The sequence below is a fragment of the Kitasatospora sp. NPDC127121 genome, from assembly GCF_042677305.1.
GTDB lineage: Bacteria > Actinomycetota > Actinomycetes > Streptomycetales > Streptomycetaceae > Kitasatospora.
Genome location: NZ_JBHXTQ010000052.1, coordinates 38,909 through 58,965, shown reverse-complemented (window position 1 = coordinate 58,965; position 20,057 = coordinate 38,909). Strand labels below are relative to the sequence as shown.

General features: G+C 70.8%; 20 protein-coding genes and 1 pseudogene. 13 read left to right on the top strand and 8 right to left on the bottom strand.

What is annotated here, in order from left to right:
• Positions 1-185 precede the first annotated feature (185 nt).
• Positions 186-368: pseudogene (locus ACFVHI_RS24335) on the bottom strand (IS6 family transposase); the annotation flags it as partial.
• A gap of 869 nt (positions 369-1,237) precedes the next feature.
• On the opposite strand from ACFVHI_RS24335, the gene ACFVHI_RS24330 reads away from it, so the two are divergent.
• The 4 genes from ACFVHI_RS24330 (at position 1,238) to ACFVHI_RS24315 (ending at position 4,050) form a co-directional block, all read left to right on the top strand.
• Entirely contained in the window at positions 1,238-1,624 is a 387-nt protein-coding gene (locus ACFVHI_RS24330; RefSeq protein WP_159398741.1) for a hypothetical protein, read from the top strand.
• A gap of 665 nt (positions 1,625-2,289) precedes the next feature.
• Complete coding sequence (locus tag ACFVHI_RS24325) at positions 2,290-2,613, top strand: hypothetical protein (protein WP_159398740.1); 324 nt, start codon at positions 2,290-2,292, stop codon at positions 2,611-2,613.
• Between the two features lie 332 nt (positions 2,614-2,945).
• Positions 2,946-3,176 (top strand): hypothetical protein, encoded by a 231-nt coding sequence (locus tag ACFVHI_RS24320; protein ID WP_159398739.1) that lies wholly within the window; start codon positions 2,946-2,948, stop codon positions 3,174-3,176.
• A gap of 130 nt (positions 3,177-3,306) precedes the next feature.
• Positions 3,307-4,050, top strand: coding sequence for a hypothetical protein (locus ACFVHI_RS24315; RefSeq protein WP_063352659.1), 744 nt, complete (start codon positions 3,307-3,309; stop codon positions 4,048-4,050).
• A gap of 22 nt (positions 4,051-4,072) precedes the next feature.
• Here the strand turns inward: ACFVHI_RS24315 and ACFVHI_RS24310 are convergent, their stop codons facing one another.
• A complete protein-coding gene (locus ACFVHI_RS24310; protein ID WP_063352658.1) occupies positions 4,073-4,654 on the bottom strand; it encodes a kinase in 582 nt (193 codons plus the stop codon).
• Positions 4,655-5,533: 879 nt separating this feature from the next.
• Between ACFVHI_RS24310 and ACFVHI_RS24305 the strand changes: the two genes are divergently transcribed.
• Positions 5,534-6,097 carry a hypothetical protein gene (locus tag ACFVHI_RS24305; RefSeq protein WP_380342635.1) on the top strand — a complete coding sequence of 188 codons (564 nt, stop codon included), beginning with the start codon at positions 5,534-5,536 and terminating at the stop codon, positions 6,095-6,097.
• Positions 6,098-6,282: 185 nt separating this feature from the next.
• Here the strand turns inward: ACFVHI_RS24305 and ACFVHI_RS24300 are convergent, their stop codons facing one another.
• From ACFVHI_RS24300 to ACFVHI_RS24290, 3 genes are all read right to left on the bottom strand, one after another.
• On the bottom strand, positions 6,283-7,152 hold the full coding sequence (locus ACFVHI_RS24300) for an LLM class F420-dependent oxidoreductase (RefSeq protein WP_380342632.1): 870 nt from the start codon (positions 7,150-7,152) through the stop codon (positions 6,283-6,285).
• Between the two features lie 396 nt (positions 7,153-7,548).
• Entirely contained in the window at positions 7,549-8,004 is a 456-nt protein-coding gene (locus tag ACFVHI_RS24295; RefSeq protein WP_380342629.1) for a hypothetical protein, read from the bottom strand.
• A 51-nt stretch (positions 8,005-8,055) separates the two neighbouring features.
• The gene (locus ACFVHI_RS24290) at positions 8,056-8,274 is read right to left on the bottom strand and encodes a hypothetical protein (RefSeq protein ID WP_063352833.1); all 219 of its coding nucleotides are present in this window, start codon (positions 8,272-8,274) and stop codon (positions 8,056-8,058) included.
• A gap of 150 nt (positions 8,275-8,424) precedes the next feature.
• Here ACFVHI_RS24290 and ACFVHI_RS24285 point away from each other — a divergent pair, with 150 nt between their 5' ends.
• A complete protein-coding gene (locus tag ACFVHI_RS24285) occupies positions 8,425-8,787 on the top strand; it encodes a hypothetical protein (protein WP_380342626.1) in 363 nt (120 codons plus the stop codon).
• Here ACFVHI_RS24285 and ACFVHI_RS24280 read toward each other — a convergent pair.
• Complete coding sequence (locus tag ACFVHI_RS24280) at positions 8,764-10,317, bottom strand: DHA2 family efflux MFS transporter permease subunit (RefSeq protein WP_380342623.1); 1,554 nt, start codon at positions 10,315-10,317, stop codon at positions 8,764-8,766. The two genes, ACFVHI_RS24285 and ACFVHI_RS24280, sit on opposite strands and share 24 nt — an antisense overlap.
• 22 nt (positions 10,318-10,339) lie before the next feature.
• Positions 10,340-10,921: an NADPH-dependent FMN reductase gene (locus ACFVHI_RS24275; RefSeq protein ID WP_380342620.1), complete on the bottom strand. Its 582-nt coding sequence runs from the start codon at positions 10,919-10,921 to the stop codon at positions 10,340-10,342.
• Between the two features lie 132 nt (positions 10,922-11,053).
• Between ACFVHI_RS24275 and ACFVHI_RS24270 the strand changes: the two genes are divergently transcribed.
• The 6 genes from ACFVHI_RS24270 (at position 11,054) to ACFVHI_RS24245 (ending at position 16,260) form a co-directional block, all read left to right on the top strand.
• A complete protein-coding gene (locus tag ACFVHI_RS24270) occupies positions 11,054-11,710 on the top strand; it encodes a TetR/AcrR family transcriptional regulator (protein WP_363377355.1) in 657 nt (218 codons plus the stop codon).
• A gap of 587 nt (positions 11,711-12,297) precedes the next feature.
• Positions 12,298-13,437, top strand: a complete 1,140-nt coding sequence (locus ACFVHI_RS24265; protein WP_380342616.1) for an alpha/beta hydrolase family protein — start codon at positions 12,298-12,300, stop codon at positions 13,435-13,437.
• Positions 13,438-13,781: 344 nt separating this feature from the next.
• Positions 13,782-14,339, top strand: coding sequence for a hypothetical protein (locus ACFVHI_RS24260; RefSeq protein ID WP_380342613.1), 558 nt, complete (start codon positions 13,782-13,784; stop codon positions 14,337-14,339).
• A 436-nt stretch (positions 14,340-14,775) separates the two neighbouring features.
• Positions 14,776-15,531: an alpha/beta fold hydrolase gene (locus tag ACFVHI_RS24255; protein ID WP_380342610.1), complete on the top strand. Its 756-nt coding sequence runs from the start codon at positions 14,776-14,778 to the stop codon at positions 15,529-15,531.
• Positions 15,524-15,982, top strand: a complete 459-nt coding sequence (locus ACFVHI_RS24250) for a MarR family winged helix-turn-helix transcriptional regulator (protein ID WP_380342607.1) — start codon at positions 15,524-15,526, stop codon at positions 15,980-15,982. The genes ACFVHI_RS24255 and ACFVHI_RS24250 overlap by 8 nt, the downstream gene beginning before the upstream one ends.
• A gap of 119 nt (positions 15,983-16,101) precedes the next feature.
• A complete protein-coding gene (locus ACFVHI_RS24245) occupies positions 16,102-16,260 on the top strand; it encodes a hypothetical protein (RefSeq protein ID WP_380342605.1) in 159 nt (52 codons plus the stop codon).
• Positions 16,261-16,444: 184 nt separating this feature from the next.
• Here ACFVHI_RS24245 and ACFVHI_RS24240 read toward each other — a convergent pair whose 3' ends face one another.
• Positions 16,445-16,738, bottom strand: a complete 294-nt coding sequence (locus ACFVHI_RS24240; RefSeq protein WP_063352647.1) for a hypothetical protein — start codon at positions 16,736-16,738, stop codon at positions 16,445-16,447.
• A 1,263-nt stretch (positions 16,739-18,001) separates the two neighbouring features.
• On the opposite strand from ACFVHI_RS24240, the gene ACFVHI_RS24235 reads away from it, so the two are divergent.
• The gene (locus tag ACFVHI_RS24235) at positions 18,002-19,975 is read left to right on the top strand and encodes a trypsin-like serine protease (protein WP_380342602.1); all 1,974 of its coding nucleotides are present in this window, start codon (positions 18,002-18,004) and stop codon (positions 19,973-19,975) included.
• Positions 19,976-20,057 lie beyond the last annotated feature (82 nt).

The window sequence follows — 20,057 nt, the reverse complement described above, 5'->3', positions numbered from 1 at the left end:
TGCACAACCTCCTTCAGGCCGCATAGCCGGACCGGCTGGCACTCGACCAGCTCTGCCCGTCACCGCTCAAAGAGCAATTACGGGACAGCCCTTAGACGGTGAAGCGGAGGGTCATTTCGAGGCGGTGTCCGACGGCGGTCATCAGGTGTCGTCGGGTTCGGAAGTGAGGGGAGATGCCGCTGAACGACGAAGACCTCGTCGAGATGCCATTTGTCCCCGGCCGCGGGTCGTCGGCGGCGCAGGCCATCGGCGTACACCTGCCCGAACTTCAGGCACCACCGACGCACGGTCTCGTGGGAAACGATGACACCGCGCTGGAGCATCAGTCCCTCGACCTCGCGGAGGCTGAGCGGGAACCGGAAGTACAGCCACTGGACCTGTCCAGGGGCCTGGACGCGTTCATCGGGGACTTTTCGGCCTGACCATCCCGGCCTCCATCGCGTCGGCCTGCAAGACACTGCGCACGACACGGTAGTCGGGGTCGGCGAGACCACCGCCCTTACCACCCCCTTCCCTCTCGACCTCGACCTCGACCTCGACCTCGACCTCGACCTCGACTTCGACCCGGCGAGACTGCGCCGGCCGTCCCGCACGACACCGGGACGGCCGAACCCCCCGACCGCGGGTCCGGCCCTGCGGACATTGTCTCCAGCGGTCGGTCACAGAGGAGTACGGGCACCGGTTTCCGGTCGAATGCTCCTCAACCCCCGGACGAGCGCTCGGCCCGCTGGCCTGCTACTCGCCAGATCCTGCGTGCTCCCGATCTTCCACTTCGTCTCAACCCTTCTGGCAAAACGGGGGCGTTCCGTCGCGGGGACCACCGGTTGTCCTGCGGGTTCGTGGCCGGTCCCACTGGACCTGGTGGTATCTCACCCGTCTCAGGTGCAAGTCCGCCGATTCGCGGTGCGCGTGGCTGACAATCCCGTCGCGGGCGACGTTCTACCGCTCCGCATGGGGTTCCTCCTTCCTCATCCGGGTGTTGGTCTGCCAACCTGGGGCACGGGGACGGGCACGGTACCAGGACAGCTCGAAGACGCCTGCCCACAGCCTCTGGGCAACCGCTTCCGCTGGGTGCCCCATCGGGCACGGCCCGTCGGAAGCAGGCGTCTTGCAGGTTCCGGTCTCCGATGACGAGACAGGTCCGGCCAACGGCCGGGCCACGACGGGTAATCCGGTGCGGCGGGTGCCGTCGTGCCGGCGAAGCGCACTACTCGCGCCAGACACCGAGGAGCAACGTATGAGGATCAAGGTGGGACGCCGCACCGGAACAGTCGCGGCGGCCTTGGCAATCAGCGCTGGTGTGGTGATTTCGGGGGCAGACAGCGCCGCTGCCTCCGCTTGGGTCCGAACAACCACCAGCAACTGGGTCGGTATCTACAACAACCCCAACACCTCGAGCAAGACCGGCGCGGCGGATCTGCCCCCGGGCTCCGAGATCTGGGCCGACTGCTGGCAGGTCGGCGAGAGCATCGGCAACTGGGGAGACACCTGGTACCGCGTCACCTACGTCTGGTACCCGGGCGCTTCGAACTACGTGTACTCACCGGGTTGGACGTTCGCCGGATACGTCGACAACAACGCGAACACCGTCGACCGGAACCCCAACATCCCTCGGTGTCAATGAACTTGATGCCGACCCGGGCCCCAACTCCGGCTACCGCATCAGCGTCGTGTAGCGCCTGCATGAGAGCATATCGGCGATCTTGGTGACCTGGATCACCGTCGTGACCTCACTCTGCATCAGCACAGGTCAAGCGACGGCCGGGCACTCCAGAGGAGGAGCCCGGCCGTCGTCATGTCAGCAACCGGCTCGGTCCGGACCCTCCCCTTCGGTCTCCCTCTCCCGGGACCCCCGCCTGCCCCGCCAACCAGGCCGGGACCGGGCGGCAACGGCAGAACCGCCGCGGACTGCAGCCGAGTGGATGGCCAGGCACGGCGTGCTCCGCCCCCGCACCCGTGGCCAGCGCCCGGCGGCGCTGGACCCGCCTACCAGCGGGGGGCTCCTCCCCCCGCACCCCCCACCAGCCCTGCGCGGGCTGGACATGCGCTGCCGCGCCCGCCCTTCCCCGGATCCACGCGGAACTCACCTTCACCTGCCGAAGCGGCGGAATATTCCACAGCGTCGAAGACGACGAGGCACTGCTGCGCGCCGGCCGGGCCGTCATCAAGCACTTGACCTGAACGGATGAGGTGGCCGCCTGACCCTTTCACTCCGTTTTCGCCTGGCCGGCCAGGCGAAAACGGAGAAGGACAGGACGCGGGGACGGGTACGGGGCCAGGCTGATGGTCATGATGAACGAGAGCGGGCTCGCCGGGTTCGTGGCGGCGCCGAACGGTTGGCGGGTGGCGATCGCTTCCCCAGGGGATTCACAGATCATGGTCGTCCCGCTGGTCGGGTGGGTGCCGATCCCCGAGGACTCCGGCTCGATCATGAGCTCCCCGCTGGAGCCGGTGGTGCTCTTCGACAATCCGCGGGAGCCGACCATCTCGACCGTCCACAGCACCCTCACCGGCTGGGCCGACCGCTCCTACGTCCACCAGGTGCTCGCGCCGGGGTTCGAGGTCCGGGAGATGCCCGAGGGGTGGAAGACTGTGGAGTACGGGGACGACTGATGCCACGCCCGTCCTTGAAAGCCCAGCCCGCAACCACCTGTGGTCCGGGACACCTCCGATAGACCTACCGGCAGCAGTCGGGCCGACGCTCGCGGTCGTTCGGCACTCCCCCGGCGCTCCAGGACCCACGGATCCGCGCGAACTCGGTCGGCCAACGCCGCTCCCAGACCTGAACGACCTCCTCCTCCGTGGCACGGAACAGCATGGTGACGCCGCCCGGCAGACCGTCCGTCGCCACCAGCTCCACCCGGCAGGAAGCCCCCGGCTCCGGACACCCGTTGCAACTGCGCCCACGGAGGACGCGGGTGGGGGAGACGGTTGCCGGACCCGGTTTGAGGGTTTCAACGGCCCGGGCTCTGGTGCTCCTGGGGATCGAGGACGCCACCCGGGCCGAGGAACCGTTGCTCTGCTCCGTTCTGGCCCTCGCCGACACTGCCACGCCCGGCCTCTACCGGGATCTGGCCGCCCGCCTCGGGCGGCAAGTTCCCGCCGGCACCGGCGAGGCTGACGAACACTGGCAGGCCGAAGTCCTCCGGCTCCAGGGGCACTTCCGTCACCACTGACGTCGGTGCCTTGCGCGACTGCCCGGTTCCAGTCCCGGCCCGCCGGCCGCCCCTGCGCCCGGCGAGCCAACCCGCCCACGGAGGGAAGCCCGCATGCCCCCCCGACATCTCCACCGCCCCGCTGCACGACTTGGTCAACGACCTTGCCGTCATCAACCGCCCCGCCGACCCAACCACCTGGGGAGGCATCCACGCCGCCCAGCAGCAGGCCCACGAGGAACTTGCCCGCTGGCAGAAGGCCAGTGACGACATCGCGGCCAGCCGCGAGAGCGACATGCGCCCGGGCACCGTCGTGCTCGGCCTGGCCGAAGCCCGCGACACGGTGGCGCTCGCCGAACTCGCCCGGGACTTCGCCGAAACGACCGCCCTGCGGGCCCGAATCCTCCTGAGCCACGCGGCCACCGACGGCTACCGCGTCGACTCCAGGGGCGTGGCCATCGCCGATGCCTCCCGCGCGGTCCTGACAACCCTGGTGGACACGGCGACCGACCGCACCAGCGGCTACATCGCGGGCCCGGCCCTGCGCACCTCCTCGGTCGTGCTCGCCCCGCTGCTGGACCGTGCGGCGGCAATCCGCCCGCTGGAGTACGACGGCCAGCACGACCCGGACCAGGCGGTCAGCAGCTGGAGCGCCCGTCTGGACGATGTCCTGCTCGCCCTCGGAAGCCGCCACCATCACACCGGCGACCTGCCCGTGAAGGAGGTCACCGCCTGGATGGAGGCCAACCGCAATCCGCCCGCCATCCTCACAAGTGGCTTGATCGCCCATCAGATCTCCCGGCCGATCGCGGCGGTGTGGCTGGCCCTGGAGCAGCTCGCCCAGGACGACGCCGTCGCCCACGGCCCCGTCGGATGGGCACTGCTCACCAGGTGACCTGGCTGGACCGGCTGGCGGTTCAGGGGCGTGGTGTCCAGCCCGGTGGGGTGAGCTCGGTGTCGGTCAGGATCCGGGCGACAGTGTCGTCCAAGGTGCTGTCCTCTCCGACGACGTGTTCGAGGCCGCCGGACAGGAGGTCCCGTGGCCGGTACCAGCCGGCCATCTGCTCGGCGCCTACCTCGGCGGACAGCGGCCGGGTGGCGTGGCGCCGCACCGTCTCGGCGAAGCTGACGTCCAGGTAGTAGAGGAAGCTGCGCCCGCGGTGGCCGGCCACCAGATCGGTGAGCATCGCGCCGTACCGGCCGGCGTCCAGAATTCCCTCGACGACGACGTGGAAGCCGTTGTCGAGGGCGTGCCGGGCGATCAGGCTGATCAGGGCGATGTTCGCGCCGCCGGCAACGTCCCGCTCGCGCAGCACTTCACGGCGCAGGAGGTCCTGCCCGACGATCGCCAGGCCGCGGCCGTACGCGGAGCGGATCCGGGTGGCGGTGCTCGACTTCCCGGCGCCACTGGGTCCGCGTACCACCATCAGCACCGTACCCGGCGTGCCCGGCCGGGCACCGGCGCCCACTGCGGCGGGCTTCTCCACGCTGCCGTCCATACCGCCGACCGTACCCATGGCCAGAACTGGCAAAGCGCGCAAGGGCTGCAGGCCGGAGATGGTGCCGAAGCGGGTCTGGGGCGGTCGGCCTGGCGGCGGACTCGGTCGTTGGCCGGCACTGCTCCAGGAGGGTGGTTGATGGTGGTGAGGGTCACCCGGGCGGCTGATCTGGCTGCGGACGACGTGGTGGGGCCTGCGGTCCGGGTGGGAGGGTGGCGCGGTTCCGGAGGCGGATACGAGGGGAAGCGATCAGTGTCGCGGGAGAAGCAGCGTCGCAGGAGTGCCCAGCCGGCCGAGGAGCGGTGGGTCAGCTGGACGCAGACCGCGCCGCCGGGTGAGTCGGCCCGGGCGCGGATCATCACCAACTGCGCTATCTGTTCCACGGAGCCTGGGTTCGAGAAGCACGTACGAGGGGCCTTCCTCGCTCCAGTTGGCACGGGCCGACGGCGACTGTCCCTCGCCCGCGGCCTGCGCGGGGCGTACGAGCAGTTGAAGCAGGAGAACCCTGACCGAGGTGAGCGGGCAGTCGCCTTCGTGACGGCGTTCGCCGCTGAGCACGGCCACCAGCCGTCCCGCCTCGATGTCGCCGCCCACTTCGGCTGGTGCGAGCCTCGTCCTGGCCGTGTGGCGGACAAGAGGGTCTGGGCCTTCGCGGTGGAACGGCTGATCATCAACGGGTGGCTGGTCACTGACGGACGGCCGTGGGGGATCAGCGCCGGGCCGGGACCCCAGGTTGAGCCGGGGAGCGCCTGCGAGGGGCTGGTGGGGGATGTTCGTGCGGGCAGTGCGGCCGACGGTGTCCGGGTTCCCCAGCCGGCGGCCCTGTCGGGGGGCACCCGCCCAGGGCTCGTACCCGGTGCAGGGTGGGGCGGTAGGTCCGTGAACGCAGCGGAATGCACGTGCGAGCGGCCGATCTGCACCGGGCCGGGCGGACTGGCCGCGATGCACTTGCACCAAAGGCAGATCCGTGCGGAGCGGACAGCGGACGGCAGGCGGTTTCGCTCGCGGCGCTCGGACTTCCAGATCTCCCGGACCGTGTTCTACCTGGTCGGCCACCTTGAGGGTGATGCACCAGTGCGGCTGAACTTGGGGGAGATGGCCGCGCTGTACGACCGGAGCGAGGCGCTGATGCTGGCGGAGCTGGACTGGTTTGCCGAGCACCGCTTCGTTCACCTGGACGGGCGGGCCGACGGCATCGTCCGGCTGTGGGTGAACCCGGCCGTTGCCGTCTGCGGCGCCGACCCCCGTATCGCCGCCGCCCGGCACAGCTTCCCCTATTTCACTGTCGAGGACGCCTCCTCGGAGGATCGGGTGTGCGTGCACGAGTACAGCGAGGACCTGTGGGAGGCCATCTACGCCGGCAACTTTGAGGCGTTCACCCGGGAGACGTTCCTCAGCCCGGACTGCCGGGTCTGCTGTTCACCGCGCCTGACCGTGGTGTGATTTGTCGGCTTCCCGCCCGTGGTCAACAGCGCCACGGCGAGGCGACATGTGCGAATGCAACCGCGCAGGCTATGGCGATGTCGGGCCGTTGCTGGGGCCGCAGGTCAGTCATCTTGGCCCCGGGCGGGGACACCGTGCGGCGTGAAAACAATAGGCTGGCGCTGGCGCCTGGCGTGGTGCCCTGGTCATTCGGCCGGGGGCATCCACGTCCGGGCGAGTTCCGCGACCCAGGTGATGGCCGCGTCAGGGGTCGGCGGGGGCGCTCCGACGACGACGACCTCGGTGATGCCGGCTGCGGCGAGTTCTGGAAGATGCTCCGGGTGGCCGTCACTCAGTGCGACAGCGATGGTGAGTTCACCGGGAGTGCGGCCGCGTCGGGCGCACTCGTCGACGAGGACGGCGATGCGTTCGGGGACGTCGGCGACGGGGATGTTGAAGCCGTACCAGCCGTCGCCGAGTGTGGCCGCGCGACGCAGGGCGGTGTTGCTGTTGCCGCCGACCACGACCGGGAGTTGGGCGCCGCGCAGCGGCTTTGGGTTGACCCGGATCGCGTCGAAGCGGGTGAACTCCCCGGTGAAGGAGGCGGGGTCCTTGGCCCAGAGGGTGCGCATCGCGGTGAGGTACTCGTCGGTGCGGCGTCCGCGTCCGGTGAAGGGGACGCCGAGGGCGGTGAACTCCTCGGCTGACCAGCCCGCTCCGATGCCGAGGCTGAACCGTCCGGCGGAAAGCCTGTCGAGGGTGGCGGCCTGCTTGGCGACCACCACCGGGTTGTGCTCGGGCAGCAGGAGCACGCCGGTGGCGAGCTCGATCCGGCTGGTGACTGCCGCGGCGAAGCTCAGGGCGAGCAGCGGGTCCAGCCAGTCCGCGTCCGCGGGCACGGCGATCTGGCCGTCCGCGGAGTAGGGGTAACGGGACGCGGGCGTGTCCACGAGCACCACATGCTCACCGCACCACAGCCTGGCGAAGCCATGCGCCTCCGCTGCGGTGGCGACGGCCGCGATCACTTCAGGGCGGGCACCGTTACCGATGCCGAGCGCGTGCAGTCCTACCCGCATTCCCTACCTCCTGAGGCCACCCTAAGCACCAGGCGCGGACGCACGGTGGCATGGCGCGCCACGGGCGTAGGGACAAGGCATGCCGCGTAGGCGAGCAAGGCCACCGCACCTCCCGGGCTGCGCTGCCAGCCTCGGGAGGGGATGCCGTGCGGCGTGAAAACATGTGGGGCTGGTGCCCGGCCGGTCGACTCCGCTTGTCTCTTGGGATCTTGAGCCCGTAGGTCAGTCTGGTGCGGGGGCTGTTGAGGGGCCACGCACTGTTGCCTTCGAGCACGCCGGTCAGATTCTGCTTTCCCCTCGGCCCCTGCGGGCGGGCACCGCCTTGGCGGTTCCGGTTCGAGAGTGGGGAGGCTTCCGGGCAGCGTTTGGCCAGTCAGGAATCCAACGGGGCTGGGTTCACTGGGCTGCGGTTGGGTTGCTCAGGCGGTCACGCCTGGCCCTCGGCTGGGGCAGTTCGGCGTGGCGCACCGCGTTGGAGGCCAGGGCGATGGCCACGCCCAGGCTGGCGAAGATGCCGCAGGCTCCGAATACCGGGGCGGCGTCCCAGGCCCCGATGGCGGCACCGACCAGCGGGTAGCCGAGGGGGGCGATACCGACCATGGTGAGCATGACGACGGAGGTGACCCGGCCGGGATAGGCCGGGTCCGCCGCGGTCTGTATGAGGGCGTTGTTCAGACTGCCGAAGACGCCCGCACACAGTCCGATGACCGCAGCCAGCACCGCGGCGAGCCACAGGGCCGGCACCAGCGCGATGGTGGCCGCGCCCGCGCAGCCCACGAGCAGTGTCCCGGCCAGCATCAGGCCGGCACGGGGCAGCCATCCCGCGATAGCAAGCAGTGAGGCGCTGGCCACAGCTGGCCGCAGCTCCTGCACTGAAGCTGCTGGCGATCCAGCCGTAGCCGATCAGATCTGCCGGTCCGGGTCGGAGAAGGTCAGACCGCCGACGGCGCGCAGGCGCCGGGCCGGGGAGGGGACGGGCGTGGTCTCGCCGGGCGGCTGGCGGAAGTTCGCGCCCTGCTCCACCGGCAACAGCCGGCGCCCACCGGACTGGGCGGGCACGGGAGCGTCGGTGGCGGGCTCGGAGAAGGCAGGCAGGCCAAGGTTGCGACGGTCAGGGGTCATGATCACAGTCTCGCAGCCCGAACAGAGGCGGGGAACGCCGCCCGGCAGCGCGAGAGCGAGAGGGAGGCGGGTCAGCGCCGTCTGGACGCCCGGCGGGCCCAGATCCGCGGGCTGGACGAGGTCAGCCGGGAGCGGCAGCGGTTCCAGGCGATGAAGGCCGAGGCCGCGGTACGCGGCACCGCGGCGGCGACCGCGGCCCGGGAGAAGACCGTGGGCCCTCCGCGGGTGGCACGGGCGATCGCCCACCTCGCGCAGGCACAGGGCATCACGGCGACGGCCGGGTGGAGCCTGGACGATCCGCGCCGGGCGGGCGGGGTGGCGCTGCTGGGCGGGGAGGGCGCGCCGGTCGCGGTCCTCAACCCGCAGCGCGCGCTGACCCGCGGCCAGGCGCACCTGCTGCCGGCCGGGCTGACCGAATGGGCCGCCCCCACCGGTAGCGAAATCCGCGTACGGGGTGGGGGAGGCTCGATGGGGGTTTGGTGGAGTTCGTCAGGAGGTGTGCACTCGGCGTGACTTGGCGCTCCCGGCGGCGCCGCCGCCCGGGGCTTGGCGGGAGAGCGACAGTGCGGGCAGCAGGGCGAGCGCGAGCAGGGCGACGGCCCAGCCGTAGGTGTCCCGGAAGGCGTCCGCGAGGCCGGGGGCGAGCGCGGCCCGCGCGGCGCCGTCCAGGCCCTGCACGGTGGCCAGTGCGCCGCCGGCTTCCCCGCCGGCGACCGTGGTCGGAAGCCGGTCGGCCATGGCCCCGGTGAGCAGGACGGACATCAGGGCGGTACCGACCGAGCCGGAGACCTGCTGGACGATGGTGACCAGGGTGGTGGCGGCCGGGACCTCGGTCGGGGCGACGCTGCGGGTGGCGGCCGCCATGGCTGGCATCAGCGTCATGCCGATGCCGGTCCCCATCACCGCCAGGGCGGCGATCAGGTGAGGGTACGGGGTGTCGGCGGCGACCTGGACGGTGAAGCCGAGGAAGCCGGTGGCGGCCAGGACGGTGCCGGTGACCACGATCCGGCCGGGGGCGAAGCGGTCGGACAGCCGGCCGGAGAACTGCATGGTGATGCCGGTGGCGAGCGCCTGCGGGATGCCGAGCAGGCCGACGTCGGTGGCGCTTTGACCGCGCACCAGCTGGTAGTAGAGCGGGAGCAGCAGCATCGAACCGAAGTAGCCGCAGCCGAACAGGGCGATGGTGGCGGCGGGCCCGGCGAAGGCGCGCCGGGCCAGCAGCCGCAGGTCGATCAGCGGCTCCCCGACGGTCAGCGCCCGGACGACGAAGCCGGCGACCAGGGTCGCGCCGGCCAGGATGGGCAGCAGGCTGCCGGCCGCGGCGAGGTGTCCGTGCCCGGCGCCCAGCCCGTAGATCAGTGCGGCCAGGCCCGGGGAGAGCATCAGCAGGCCGGGCAGGTCCAGCCTGCGGCGGGTGCCGGCGCCGTCGCGGGGCAGCAGCCGGGCGGCGAGGATGAGGGCGAGCGCGCCGAGCGGCAGGTTGACCAGGAAGACCCAGCGCCAGGAGGCCTCGTCGACCAGCCAGCCGCCGAGCACCGGCCCGGCCAGCGGGCCGATCAGGACGGGGATGCCGAGCACGCTCATGGTGCGGCCGGTGCGGGCCGGGTCGCAGGCGCGGACCAGGACGGTCATCCCGACCGGCATCACCATGCCTCCGCCCAGGCCCTGAAGGACGCGGAAGGCGATCAGCGAGGGGGCGTCCCAGGCGGCGCCGGCCAGCGCCGAGCCGAGCACGAACAGGGTGAGCGCGGCCAGGTACAGGCGGCGGGTGCCGAACCGTCCGATCGCCCAGGCGGTGACCGGCGTGACGGTGGCGAGCGCCAGGGTATAGCCGGTGGTGACCCACTGGATGGTGGCCAGCGGGGCACCGAAGTCCCCGGCGAGGCGGTTGAGGGCGACGTTGACGATCGTGGTGTCGAGGACGGTCATCAGCGAGCCGAGGACCACAACGGCGGCGACGGCCGCAGTGCGCGGGCCGGGTGCGGCCGCAGTGGCCGTGTCGGTGGTTGTCCCGGCCGTGACCGGCTCGGTGGCGGTGCTCATCTTCGTTCCCCCCGGTCGCGGTTCAGACGCCGTACGGGCGGACGGTGCGGGCGTCCCGAAGCGCGTGCGCCCACCAGGTGAGCTGGTCGAGCATGCCCTTGGCGGCGCCGTTCTGGACGGTCGGGTCGACCGGCTCGCCGTCCTCGCCGAAGAGGCCCCAGACGTTGTGGAAGCTGACGGTGTCCCGGACGGTGACGGCGTGCAGTTCGGCGAAGACCAGCCGGAGCTGCTCGACCGCGCGCAGCCCGCCGCCGAGCCCGCCGTAGGAGACGAATCCGACCGGCTTGGCCCGCCACTCGGCGCCGTGCAGGTCGATGGCGTTCTTGAGGGCGGCCGGGAAGCTGTGGTTGTACTCCGGGGTGATCACCACGAAGGCGTCGGCGGCGGACAGTCGGGGCGAGAGGGCCGCGTGCCGTTCGGCCTGCTCGGCGGTGGGCTCCTCGCCCACGTGAGCCAGCGGGTGCTCGGCCAGGTCGACGACGTCGATGTCGAGGTCCGCGCGCTGCCCGGCGGTGCGGACGAACCAGTCGGCGACGGTGGGCGCGAATCGGCCCTGCCGGGTGCTGGCGATGATGACGGCGAGGCGGAACGGGGTCTCGGACATGGCTGTCTCCAGGGGTGCGCTGCTGTTCTGTCACCGCCCGTTCGGACGGCACGTCAGGTAAAGTACAACGTGTATGGCAATAAGTACAACGATGACTGCAACTTTCGAGGCCGCGGCAATGAAGGAGACCCCATGACCAGCCGGCAGGAAACACCGGACCGGCCCCGCCGGGGGCTGGCCGAGAAGCGCCAGGCCATCACCCGGGCCGCCCGCACGATCTTCGGCCGGGACGGCTACACCCGCGCCAGCATCGACGCCATCGCGGCGGAGGCCGGGGTGTCCACCCGCACCATCTACAACCACTTCACCGGCAAGGAACTGCTCTTCCAGACCGTCGTCCGGGAGAGCGCGGCGCAGGTCGCCGACGCCCAGCTGGACATCATCGAGCGCAGGCTCGGAAAGGTCACCGACCTGGAGGCGGACCTCACCGCGTTCGCCCTGGCCTGGGTGACACCGCTGACCGAGTTCGCCGACCACTTCGGGCTGGTGCGCCAGATCAACGCCGAGGCCCGGCACCTGCCGAAAGCCGCCCTGGACGCCTGGCAGGAAGCCGGACCGCGACGGGTGTTCACCGCCCTCGGCCAGCGCTTCGGGGAACTGGCCGAGGACGGGTGGCTGGAGACACCGGACCCGGGGCGGGCGGCCGCACACTTCGTGCTGCTGACCGCGACGGAGGTCACCCAGCGTTCGTACTGGGGCGCATACCCGCTGGACCGGGCGGAGACCGAGGAGATCATCGTCGCCGGCGTCCGGGCCTTCCTGCGCGCCTACGCGGCACCCCACCGGTGACACTGCCGCACGCCTCGAACGCGAGGCGCCGCCCCCGGCCACGCCGGGGGCGGCCTGCGGTCCCGGACCCTGGCCACCACCCTCCTGGCTTGATCTCTACCGACTTCGGCCCGTCAGGGTGATGTCGGGGTGATGTCGGGGTGTCGAGGGTCAGGCCGGTGCCGGTTATGAATCCGTCGAGGGTGTCGGTTCGGTACCGGAGTCGCTCGAGTCGGTTGCGGACGAGGGCTTCGAGTCGGTTACGGCCGCATGGCGATCACCCCTGCCACCGACAGGCGTCCCGAGCGACGGCCCAGAACCTAAGGAGGGCGCAGGGACGTCGAGTTGGAACCCTGGTGGTCAGCCGGCCCCCGCCGGTTCCCCCCGGCTCGCGCACGGTGCCGCGGTAGGGCTAGCCCCAGGACGGATACGCCCGCTGGCCGGACTGCGGCACGAGGGCGACCGTACGTAGCGTCGGCGACATGAAATCCACCCACTTAGCAAGCACGCTACGGCCCGTGCTTCGCCGGCTGAACGTCGGGACAGTCCTGGCCGTCCTGGCCACCGCGACTGCGACTGCGACTGCGGGAGCCGCCTCGGCGGACACGGTGCACCGAAGCGATCGCGGACGGCTGGTCTCCGTCCAGCAGACGACCACCCTGGCCGCGAAGGAGGATGCCGCCGCAGCACTGGCCGCCGCCGGGTACGACACGGGTACGGTCCGGTTCGGAGTGGACGCCTACCGGCTGGTGTACCGCACCGTGGACCCCGGTGGTCGGCCGATCACCGCCAGCGGACTGCTGGTGCTGCCCCGCGGCGGCGAACACGAGCTGCGGACGGTGTCATTCACCCACGGCACGGCCAGTCACCGCTCCGATGCCCCGTCCTCCATGGTCAAGGCCGGATTCGTGTCCTCACCCGCCATCACGTACGCGTCCGCCGGGTTCGCCGCCGTCGCCCCGGACTACATCGGCCTGGGCGCCGGCCCGGGACTCCACCCCTGGATGGACGTGCCGTCGGAGACCACCGCCTCCCTGGACATGCTCCGGGCAGCCCGCGCCTTTGTCCCGCGTACGGGCCGGGCACTGGGACACGACGTGCTGGTCACCGGGTTCTCCCAGGGCGCCTCGGCGGCGATGGGGCTCGCACGGGCACTCCAGGCCGGCGACGACCCGTGGTTCCGACTCCGAGCCGTCGCACCGGTCAGCGGCGCCTACGACTTCCAGCACGCCGAACTGCCGGCACTGCTCGACGGCACTCTCGACCCGAAATCAAGCGTGCTGTACACGGCATACCTCCTTGTCGCCTGGAACCGGCTGCACCACCTCTACGACTCCCCCGACGAGGTCTTCCAAGCCCCGTACGACAGCACGGTCGAGACACTCTTCGACGGTTCACACACCGGCCCGCAACTCTTCGCCGGCACACCCGACACCATCGACGCACTGCTCACCCCACACGGCTTCGACATGCTGCGCCGCCCAACCGGCCCGCTGGCCAAAGCACTTCGGGTGGCCGACAGCACCTGCGACTGGGCACCACACGTCCCGGTCCGCCTGTACGCGGCCGACGCGGACGAACAGGCGGCCAACACCAACACCGACCACTGCGAGGCCACACTGCGATCGCACGGCGTGAACACGACGGTCATCGACCTCGGCACCCCCGACTTCGCGGGCTCCAGACACCTCGGCTCCAACATCGCCGGCACGACGGCCATCGTGCACTGGTTCAGCCAACTGCGCTGACAATCCGCTGACCCACCCCCGCCCGCAGGGCAGACCAGCCACCCGCGTGCCGGCCACGACCCCGGGACGCACCCACCGGGAACACCCCACCGTGGAACCCAGGTCAGCCCGACCGCGGTCCGGGACGCCCCCCACCCCCCGTGAACAACCGGCGCCACGACTCGACGACTCGTGGATAAAGCCAGGGGCGCTCCAGCCAGCCCATGACCTGGCATAGTGCGGCGGGCCCGAGGCTGCGGGTGAGGCCGCGGACGCTCTGACGGTCGCCGTCGGTGAGGTGGTAAAGGCCAACACATTCCAGGACGGCGCAGAAGGGGCCGACCTGTGGCAGCGGCCAGATCTCGGTGGACGGCGAGACCACCCCGAACGAATCATCCGGAGAGCCCGAGGCCGAACACCGACGGCCGGCGGCTGGCGGCTGGCGGCGCGTCACGGTGACCGTGACCGGCTTCGGCGAGGAACCCGACACGGTGGTGGTCAGCCGGGACGTCGCAGCCGGGCGCGTCACACTACGCCTGACCGGCGAGCATCTGGAACTCCATCCGGACACACGAACCGCTTCCACCGCGCCCTGGCATGCCGGGACGCGGACGGGACGACACCGGCCCAGATCGACCAGTCAGCGGCCAAGGCGCTGGAACAGCTCCACTGTTGTCGGCCCGGCCCTGGGCAGCGGGGCCGGCGGGGGCGGGGACCAGCAGGGCGCGCAGTTGCTCGGCGGCCTGGGCCTGTTCGGCCGGTTCCAGCCCTTCCAGGAAGTCGGCCAGCCGGGTCTGCCAGGTGTGTTCCTGTCGCTGTGCAAGGGCTGCCCGTTCCTGCGGGGCTGCGGCTTCCAGTTCCTGACTGGTCCGGTCGAGACGTGCCTGGGCGAGGCGTTCGTCCTCGGTCCGCCCGCGGCCTAGCAGGCGGGCGACCCGTTCCCGGACGGCCGCCCACACGTCCGTTCCGGCGGCCTGGACGATCCCGGCACCCCCAGCCGCGGCCAGTGCGCTCAACGTCTCCGACAGCATTCCCGGCTATCCCCCTGCCCCCCCGGTGGTCGACCGGACGATGCGGTCGGCGGGTCGGGCGCGGTGGTCCCGGTGCCGGACGCCCGAGACCCCGTCGAGCGGGTGGTGCCGCGCGAGCAGCCGACCGGGGCCGTGGCGACGATCACGGCGACGGCACCGAAGGACGCTGGACCGATGCCTTCGAGGCGGCCCGCGGCCTGGCGACCGCCTTCTGCGCGTTGGGGCGGCCTGCACCGTGCCCCAGGCCGGGCGAGTCCAGGGAGAACAGGCCAGGAATATGACCTGGACCACATATGTCACGACACATGTGTCGTGTAATGTGTCCGATATGAGCACTTCAGCGAAGAATCCGACCCTCGTCTTCATCCCCTGCCTCTCCGGCGCCCCGTGGAGCGCCGAGCAACTGGCCCCCTACAGCGAGGCACCCAAACGGACGCTGCGCCTACCCGAGGGCGTCGACGACATCGAGCACTACGCCGACCACCTCGAGAGCGCGATCGCGGACCTCGACGACTACGTGCTGGTCGGCGACTCCTTCGGCGCGAACATCGCCCTCGCACTGGCGACCCGCCGCCCGCCGGGCCTGCGCGCCCTCGTCATGTCCGGCGGCTTCGCGGCCAACCCGGTCGACTCGAAGCCGTGGAAGGCCCTGATGCAAGCGATCGGCAGGGCCCGCGGACCGCTCTACCAGCAGCTGACGCTGCGCGCCCACGCCCACCGCCTCACCTCCCCGTACGACGGCGAGGGCCAGACGCCCTGGAGCCAGGCGCGCAGCCGCGAACTGTTCCTCGCCAACACCCCCGCCACCTCCTTCGGCGCCCGCCTGCGGGCCGTCCTCACCGCCGACTACACCGACGCGCTGGACCGGGTCCAGGTCCCGACCCTGATCCTGACCCCCTCCCACGACGTGCTGATCGGCGAGAACGCCTCCAAGGTCATGCTCGCGGGCATCCCCGACGCCCGGGAGGTCGTGCTGCCGCGCACCGGCCACATGTTCCGCTTCTCCCACCCGGTCACCTACGCCGCCGCGGTCAACGGCTTCCTCGCCACCCTGCCGACCACCCGGCAGGACGCCGATGCGTAAGGCCGAACACCTGCGGTTCGCGATCCTGGCGGCCCAGCGCGAGGGCAACCGACTGCTGATCCAGGCCCTCAAACCGCACGGCATCACCCCGTCACAGGCCGAGGTGCTGCGCCTGCTCCAGCAGCACGGCACCTTGAGCCTCAACGGGCTCGGGCAGCTCCTGGTGTGCGAAAGCGGCACCAACCCCAGCCGGCTCCTCGAACGCGTCGTCGCGGCCGGACTGGTCGAACGCCGCACCGACACCGCGGACCGCCGCTACCTCCAGCTCAGCCTCACCCCCGAAGGCGAACGCCTGGCCACCGCCGTCGCCGGGATCGAGGAATCCCTCTACGCCGCGATGGACACCGCCTGCCAAGACCTGGACACCGACGCGATGCTCACGTTCCTGCACAACTTCATCGACCCCCTGCCCTCGGGCGAGGCCCTCAACAAACGCCTCACCCTCGGCTGACACCCCGCCCCCACCCGACACCACGGCCCGCACGGGCCCGCACGGGACCGGCCGACCACGCACCGGAAAAGGAACGACCGGCCCGATCACGGCGGCAGCTATATGGTCGGTGACCCACTGTGCACAAGGCGTCGTCGCCGAGCCCGTTGGGGGGCGTTGATCTTCCGCGGTGCGGCTCCGGCTGGACGAAGTGGCGCCGCCGGCACGCCACCGAGGCCGCGATCACCTGCATCACCGCGGCCGCCGACCCCGGTCGGCAGGCCACCGTCCTCGCCTGACCCGACGCCGACGGCCGACTGCGCCCGGTCGGGGTGAGCCTGCCGCTACCGTCCGGGCTGCGGTGTGAGCTCGCGCCGCTGCTCGGCCTTCTTGTCGGCACCACCAAGAAGTGGCGGCGCCGCGCAGCCAGCGACTGGACCGCCTACCTCGAAGCACGCGCCGCTGGCTGGTCGCGGACCCGCGTCAGGCCCGGCCGCCCCTGCGGCCGGGCCGGGCAGGCACCACCTGGATCCACGGCTGGTGGGTGCCGTCGGTGCTCCAGGTGAACTTCATCCAGTACTGGTGACCGAGGGAATTCTCCAGCATGCCGATGAGCATCGGGTCGGCCCCGTACGCGGCGAGGGATCTGAGGATGTCGTAGTCGACATAAAACTCCGTGTCCCTGTCATTCGCGAGGTGGTCGTTGAGGAACTGGAGCTGTTCGTTGGAGATGTCGCCGATCTTGCTGTCGTTGTCGAAGCGGTGCAGCTGAGGCATGGTTCGGGAGTTTTCCAATCCAGTCGGGTTGAGGTGATGCCGTTCGCCAAGGTTCGTCAGCAATGCTGGCGGCCCCCACCCTGGACCTCTACGAGTCGGAGACTCGCTGCCCGTTCAACCTCTCCACCGCGGCCGTCTCCTCGCGAGGCAGCATGGCGTTGAGTCCTGGGCCGAGCCACCTGAACCACTCACGCCACGCCTCCACCGTCCCACAGCCGCTGTCGCACCGTCAGCGGGCCGCCCCCAGGCGGGCAGGCCCGCAGCCGCGACCAGGCTCAGCCGCCTTTCGAGTCCGCGCCGCCAGACCTGTGTCCATCCCCTCGCCACACCGGCACAGATCGTCTGGTGAGGACCCGCTTCCCGTAGACCGGCGCCCCACTAATGGGGTACTGGCGCATACAGGAAGGGAATTGACTTGTTCCAACTCGCCCGGCCTGGACAGTGTGCTACCAGATGGTGCGGACCCACGAAATCGGTCGGCCCCGTCCCGGAAGAGTCCGGGACGGGGACGGGGACGGGGACGGCGGTCAAGGCCCGCAGATGCGGCCGGCTGCCAATCCTCCAGGCGGGTGGCGAGGGTGGTGATGAGGACGTCCGCCTCGCGGGTGCCGAAGGCCTGTTCGGCGTCACGCTTGTGGGGCCAGTCACGGCAGTGGAGGCGGACACCGGCCTTGGTGCACAGACGCTCCACCAAGTCGCTGCCGTTCGGATCCGCACCAGTGGTGTCGACGCCGCGGCAGTGGGCCAGGGCGAGGGTGGTGGTGCGCACGGAGCGCTTGCTGCCACAGAACACCAGGACACTGCAGCCGTCGGCGGTGTGGTGGCGGGCCGGATCGGCCGTGCGGCGGATGCGGATGTGGTTGCGGATGGGCCCAGTCCGGCACGTCCGCGTCGATCGGTATCGCCGGCAGTTGCCAAGTCGTCTGCGCTCCACGGCTCTTGCCCTGGCCGGAAATTCGTCGGGGCGGCAGCTGGAGGGGTCTGCCATGACCGTTGAGGAGGAAACGTCATCGAACCGTAATGGTCAGGTGTCGCCCCTCTCATCTTCTCATTCATCCTTAATGTCCATATTCAGAATGTCAGATTCTGGGTCGTTCAGTCATGTTTTCCCGTACGGTGCTTGACTGCGGGTCAGCGGCTAACCGGGTGCCGGCAAGTACTTTGACGTGCCGGTTTTCCGGCCGATAGCGTCAACTTGATCTCTTCTTTGCCAGCTCGGGGGTGCTGGTCGCTCCCGGGCGCACCTATCTTTCTGGAGCACCTGTGCGTACCGTTCGCAGACTGGCCTGGCCTCTTGGCGCGGCCCTGGCAATACCCGTGCTGGCCGCCCCGATACCCGCGACAGCCGCCGATGCCGCCCCGCCGAGCACCGTGGAGGGCTTCGCCTACCCGGACGCGGCGAAGGTCTACACCGACCGGAACATCACCCTGAAGTCCGGTGACGGGCACATCGTCCTCGCCGACTGCGCGTCGGGTCCCGGTCTGGTGCACGTGCTCAGCCGAGCGGCCAACCCGAGCGAGGTCTGCTTCCGGATCACCGGGCCGACCGGCTACCTGGCGGTGGAGATCCCGAAGGTCTACGACATCCGGGGCGACGACCACAGTGTCAAGGCCACGCTGAACACCGCAGGCAACGTCACCAGCTTCGACGTCCCCAAGAACGTCTGGACGCCGGTCGGCGAGAGCGTCGGGGAAGCCACCACCCTGCTGGAGCTCACCTCGGTCGACGGACCGGCCGCGCCCACCGCCTCCGGCGACTTCCCTGCCGTCGGCACGGTGACGTTCGGGCAGTCCGGTCGTGCCGACGCGCGTTCCTGCACGGCGACCCTGGTCGACCGCAACTGGGTGCTCACCGCGGCCAGCTGCTTCGGCGACAGCCCCGCCGAGGGTGCCCCCAAGACCGCGAGCACGGCCACCATCGGCGGCCAGAGCGTCGGCATCGCCGAACTCGTGGCACGCGGCGACCGTGACCTGGTGATGGCCCGCCTGGCCAGCCCGATCGACGGCGTCACCCCGGCGGCCCTGGCCACCGGTGCCCCGGCGGCCGGGGAGAGCCTGCGCGTGCCCGGCTACGGCCGCACCGCCACCGAGTGGGCGCCCTTCAAGGTCCACACCACCACCCACACCGTCGGCGCCGTGGCCACCACCACCGCCGAAACGGCCCCGGCCGCCGGCCAGGCGCCGGTCTGCCAGGGCGACGCCGGAGCGCCGCTGCTGCGCGAGGCGAACGGCACGGCGGAGATCGCCGCCGTCGCCTCCCTCTCCTGGCAGGGCGGCTGCCTGGGCACCCCCGCCACCGAGACCCGCACCGGAGCCACCTCCACCCGCGTCGACGACGTCGGTGGGTGGGTGAAGGAGCTGCGGTTCCGTACCGCGGACGTGCAGGCCGGTACGCACGTGCAGATCATCGGTTCCGACAACACGCTGTCGGAGTCGATCGCCGACTACAACGTCGGCCGTTGGACCCGTACCTGGACCCCGATGGGCAACAGCCAGCTCCTCAAGGTCGACAGCGTGGCGATCGGGGACACTGTCCACGTCTACGCGGTCGCGGGCGACGGTCACGTCTACGGCCGGGACGGCAAGGTCGGCGGCAGCTGGGGCAAGTGGAGCGAGGTCCCCGGCGGTGCCGCCGATGTCAAGGACATCTCGGCCACCGCCCGCGGCAACCTCGTCGACCTCGTGATCGTCGGCGGCGACGGCTCGCTCTACGCCACCACCGGCGACTACAACGCCGGCACCTGGCGGCCGCAGTGGGACAAGATCGGCGACAACCACCTCAAGGCCGTCACCAGCGCCTTCTACGACAACACCACCTACATCTTCGCCATCAACGAGGACGACAAGGTCTACACACGCTCCGCCGACTACACCGCCGGCCGCTGGACCGACTGGGTCGACCTGCCCGGCAGCCTGCCCAATGTGAAGGCCATCAGCGCCAGCACCCACGGCCACACCATCGACCTCGCGATCGCCGGCGCCGATGCGTTCTACAGCACCAGCGGGCACTACGACACCGGCTTCTGGGACCCCCAGTGGACCAAGATCAGTGACAACCGTCTGAAGGCCATCACCAGCACCACCTCCAACGACGTCGTCCACGTCTACGCGGTCAACGAGGACGACAAGGTCTACGGCATCGACGCCGACTACAACGTCGGCCGCTGGACCACCTGGGGCGACGTCCCCGGCGGGGCGGTCGGCGTCACGGCGATCACCGCCACCAGCACCAGCTGACTCCGCCCTCCGTCCCGGTCACGCCGCGCTGTTCCGGCGGGACCGCCGGGCGCGGGACACACCGCACACGACACGACCCGCC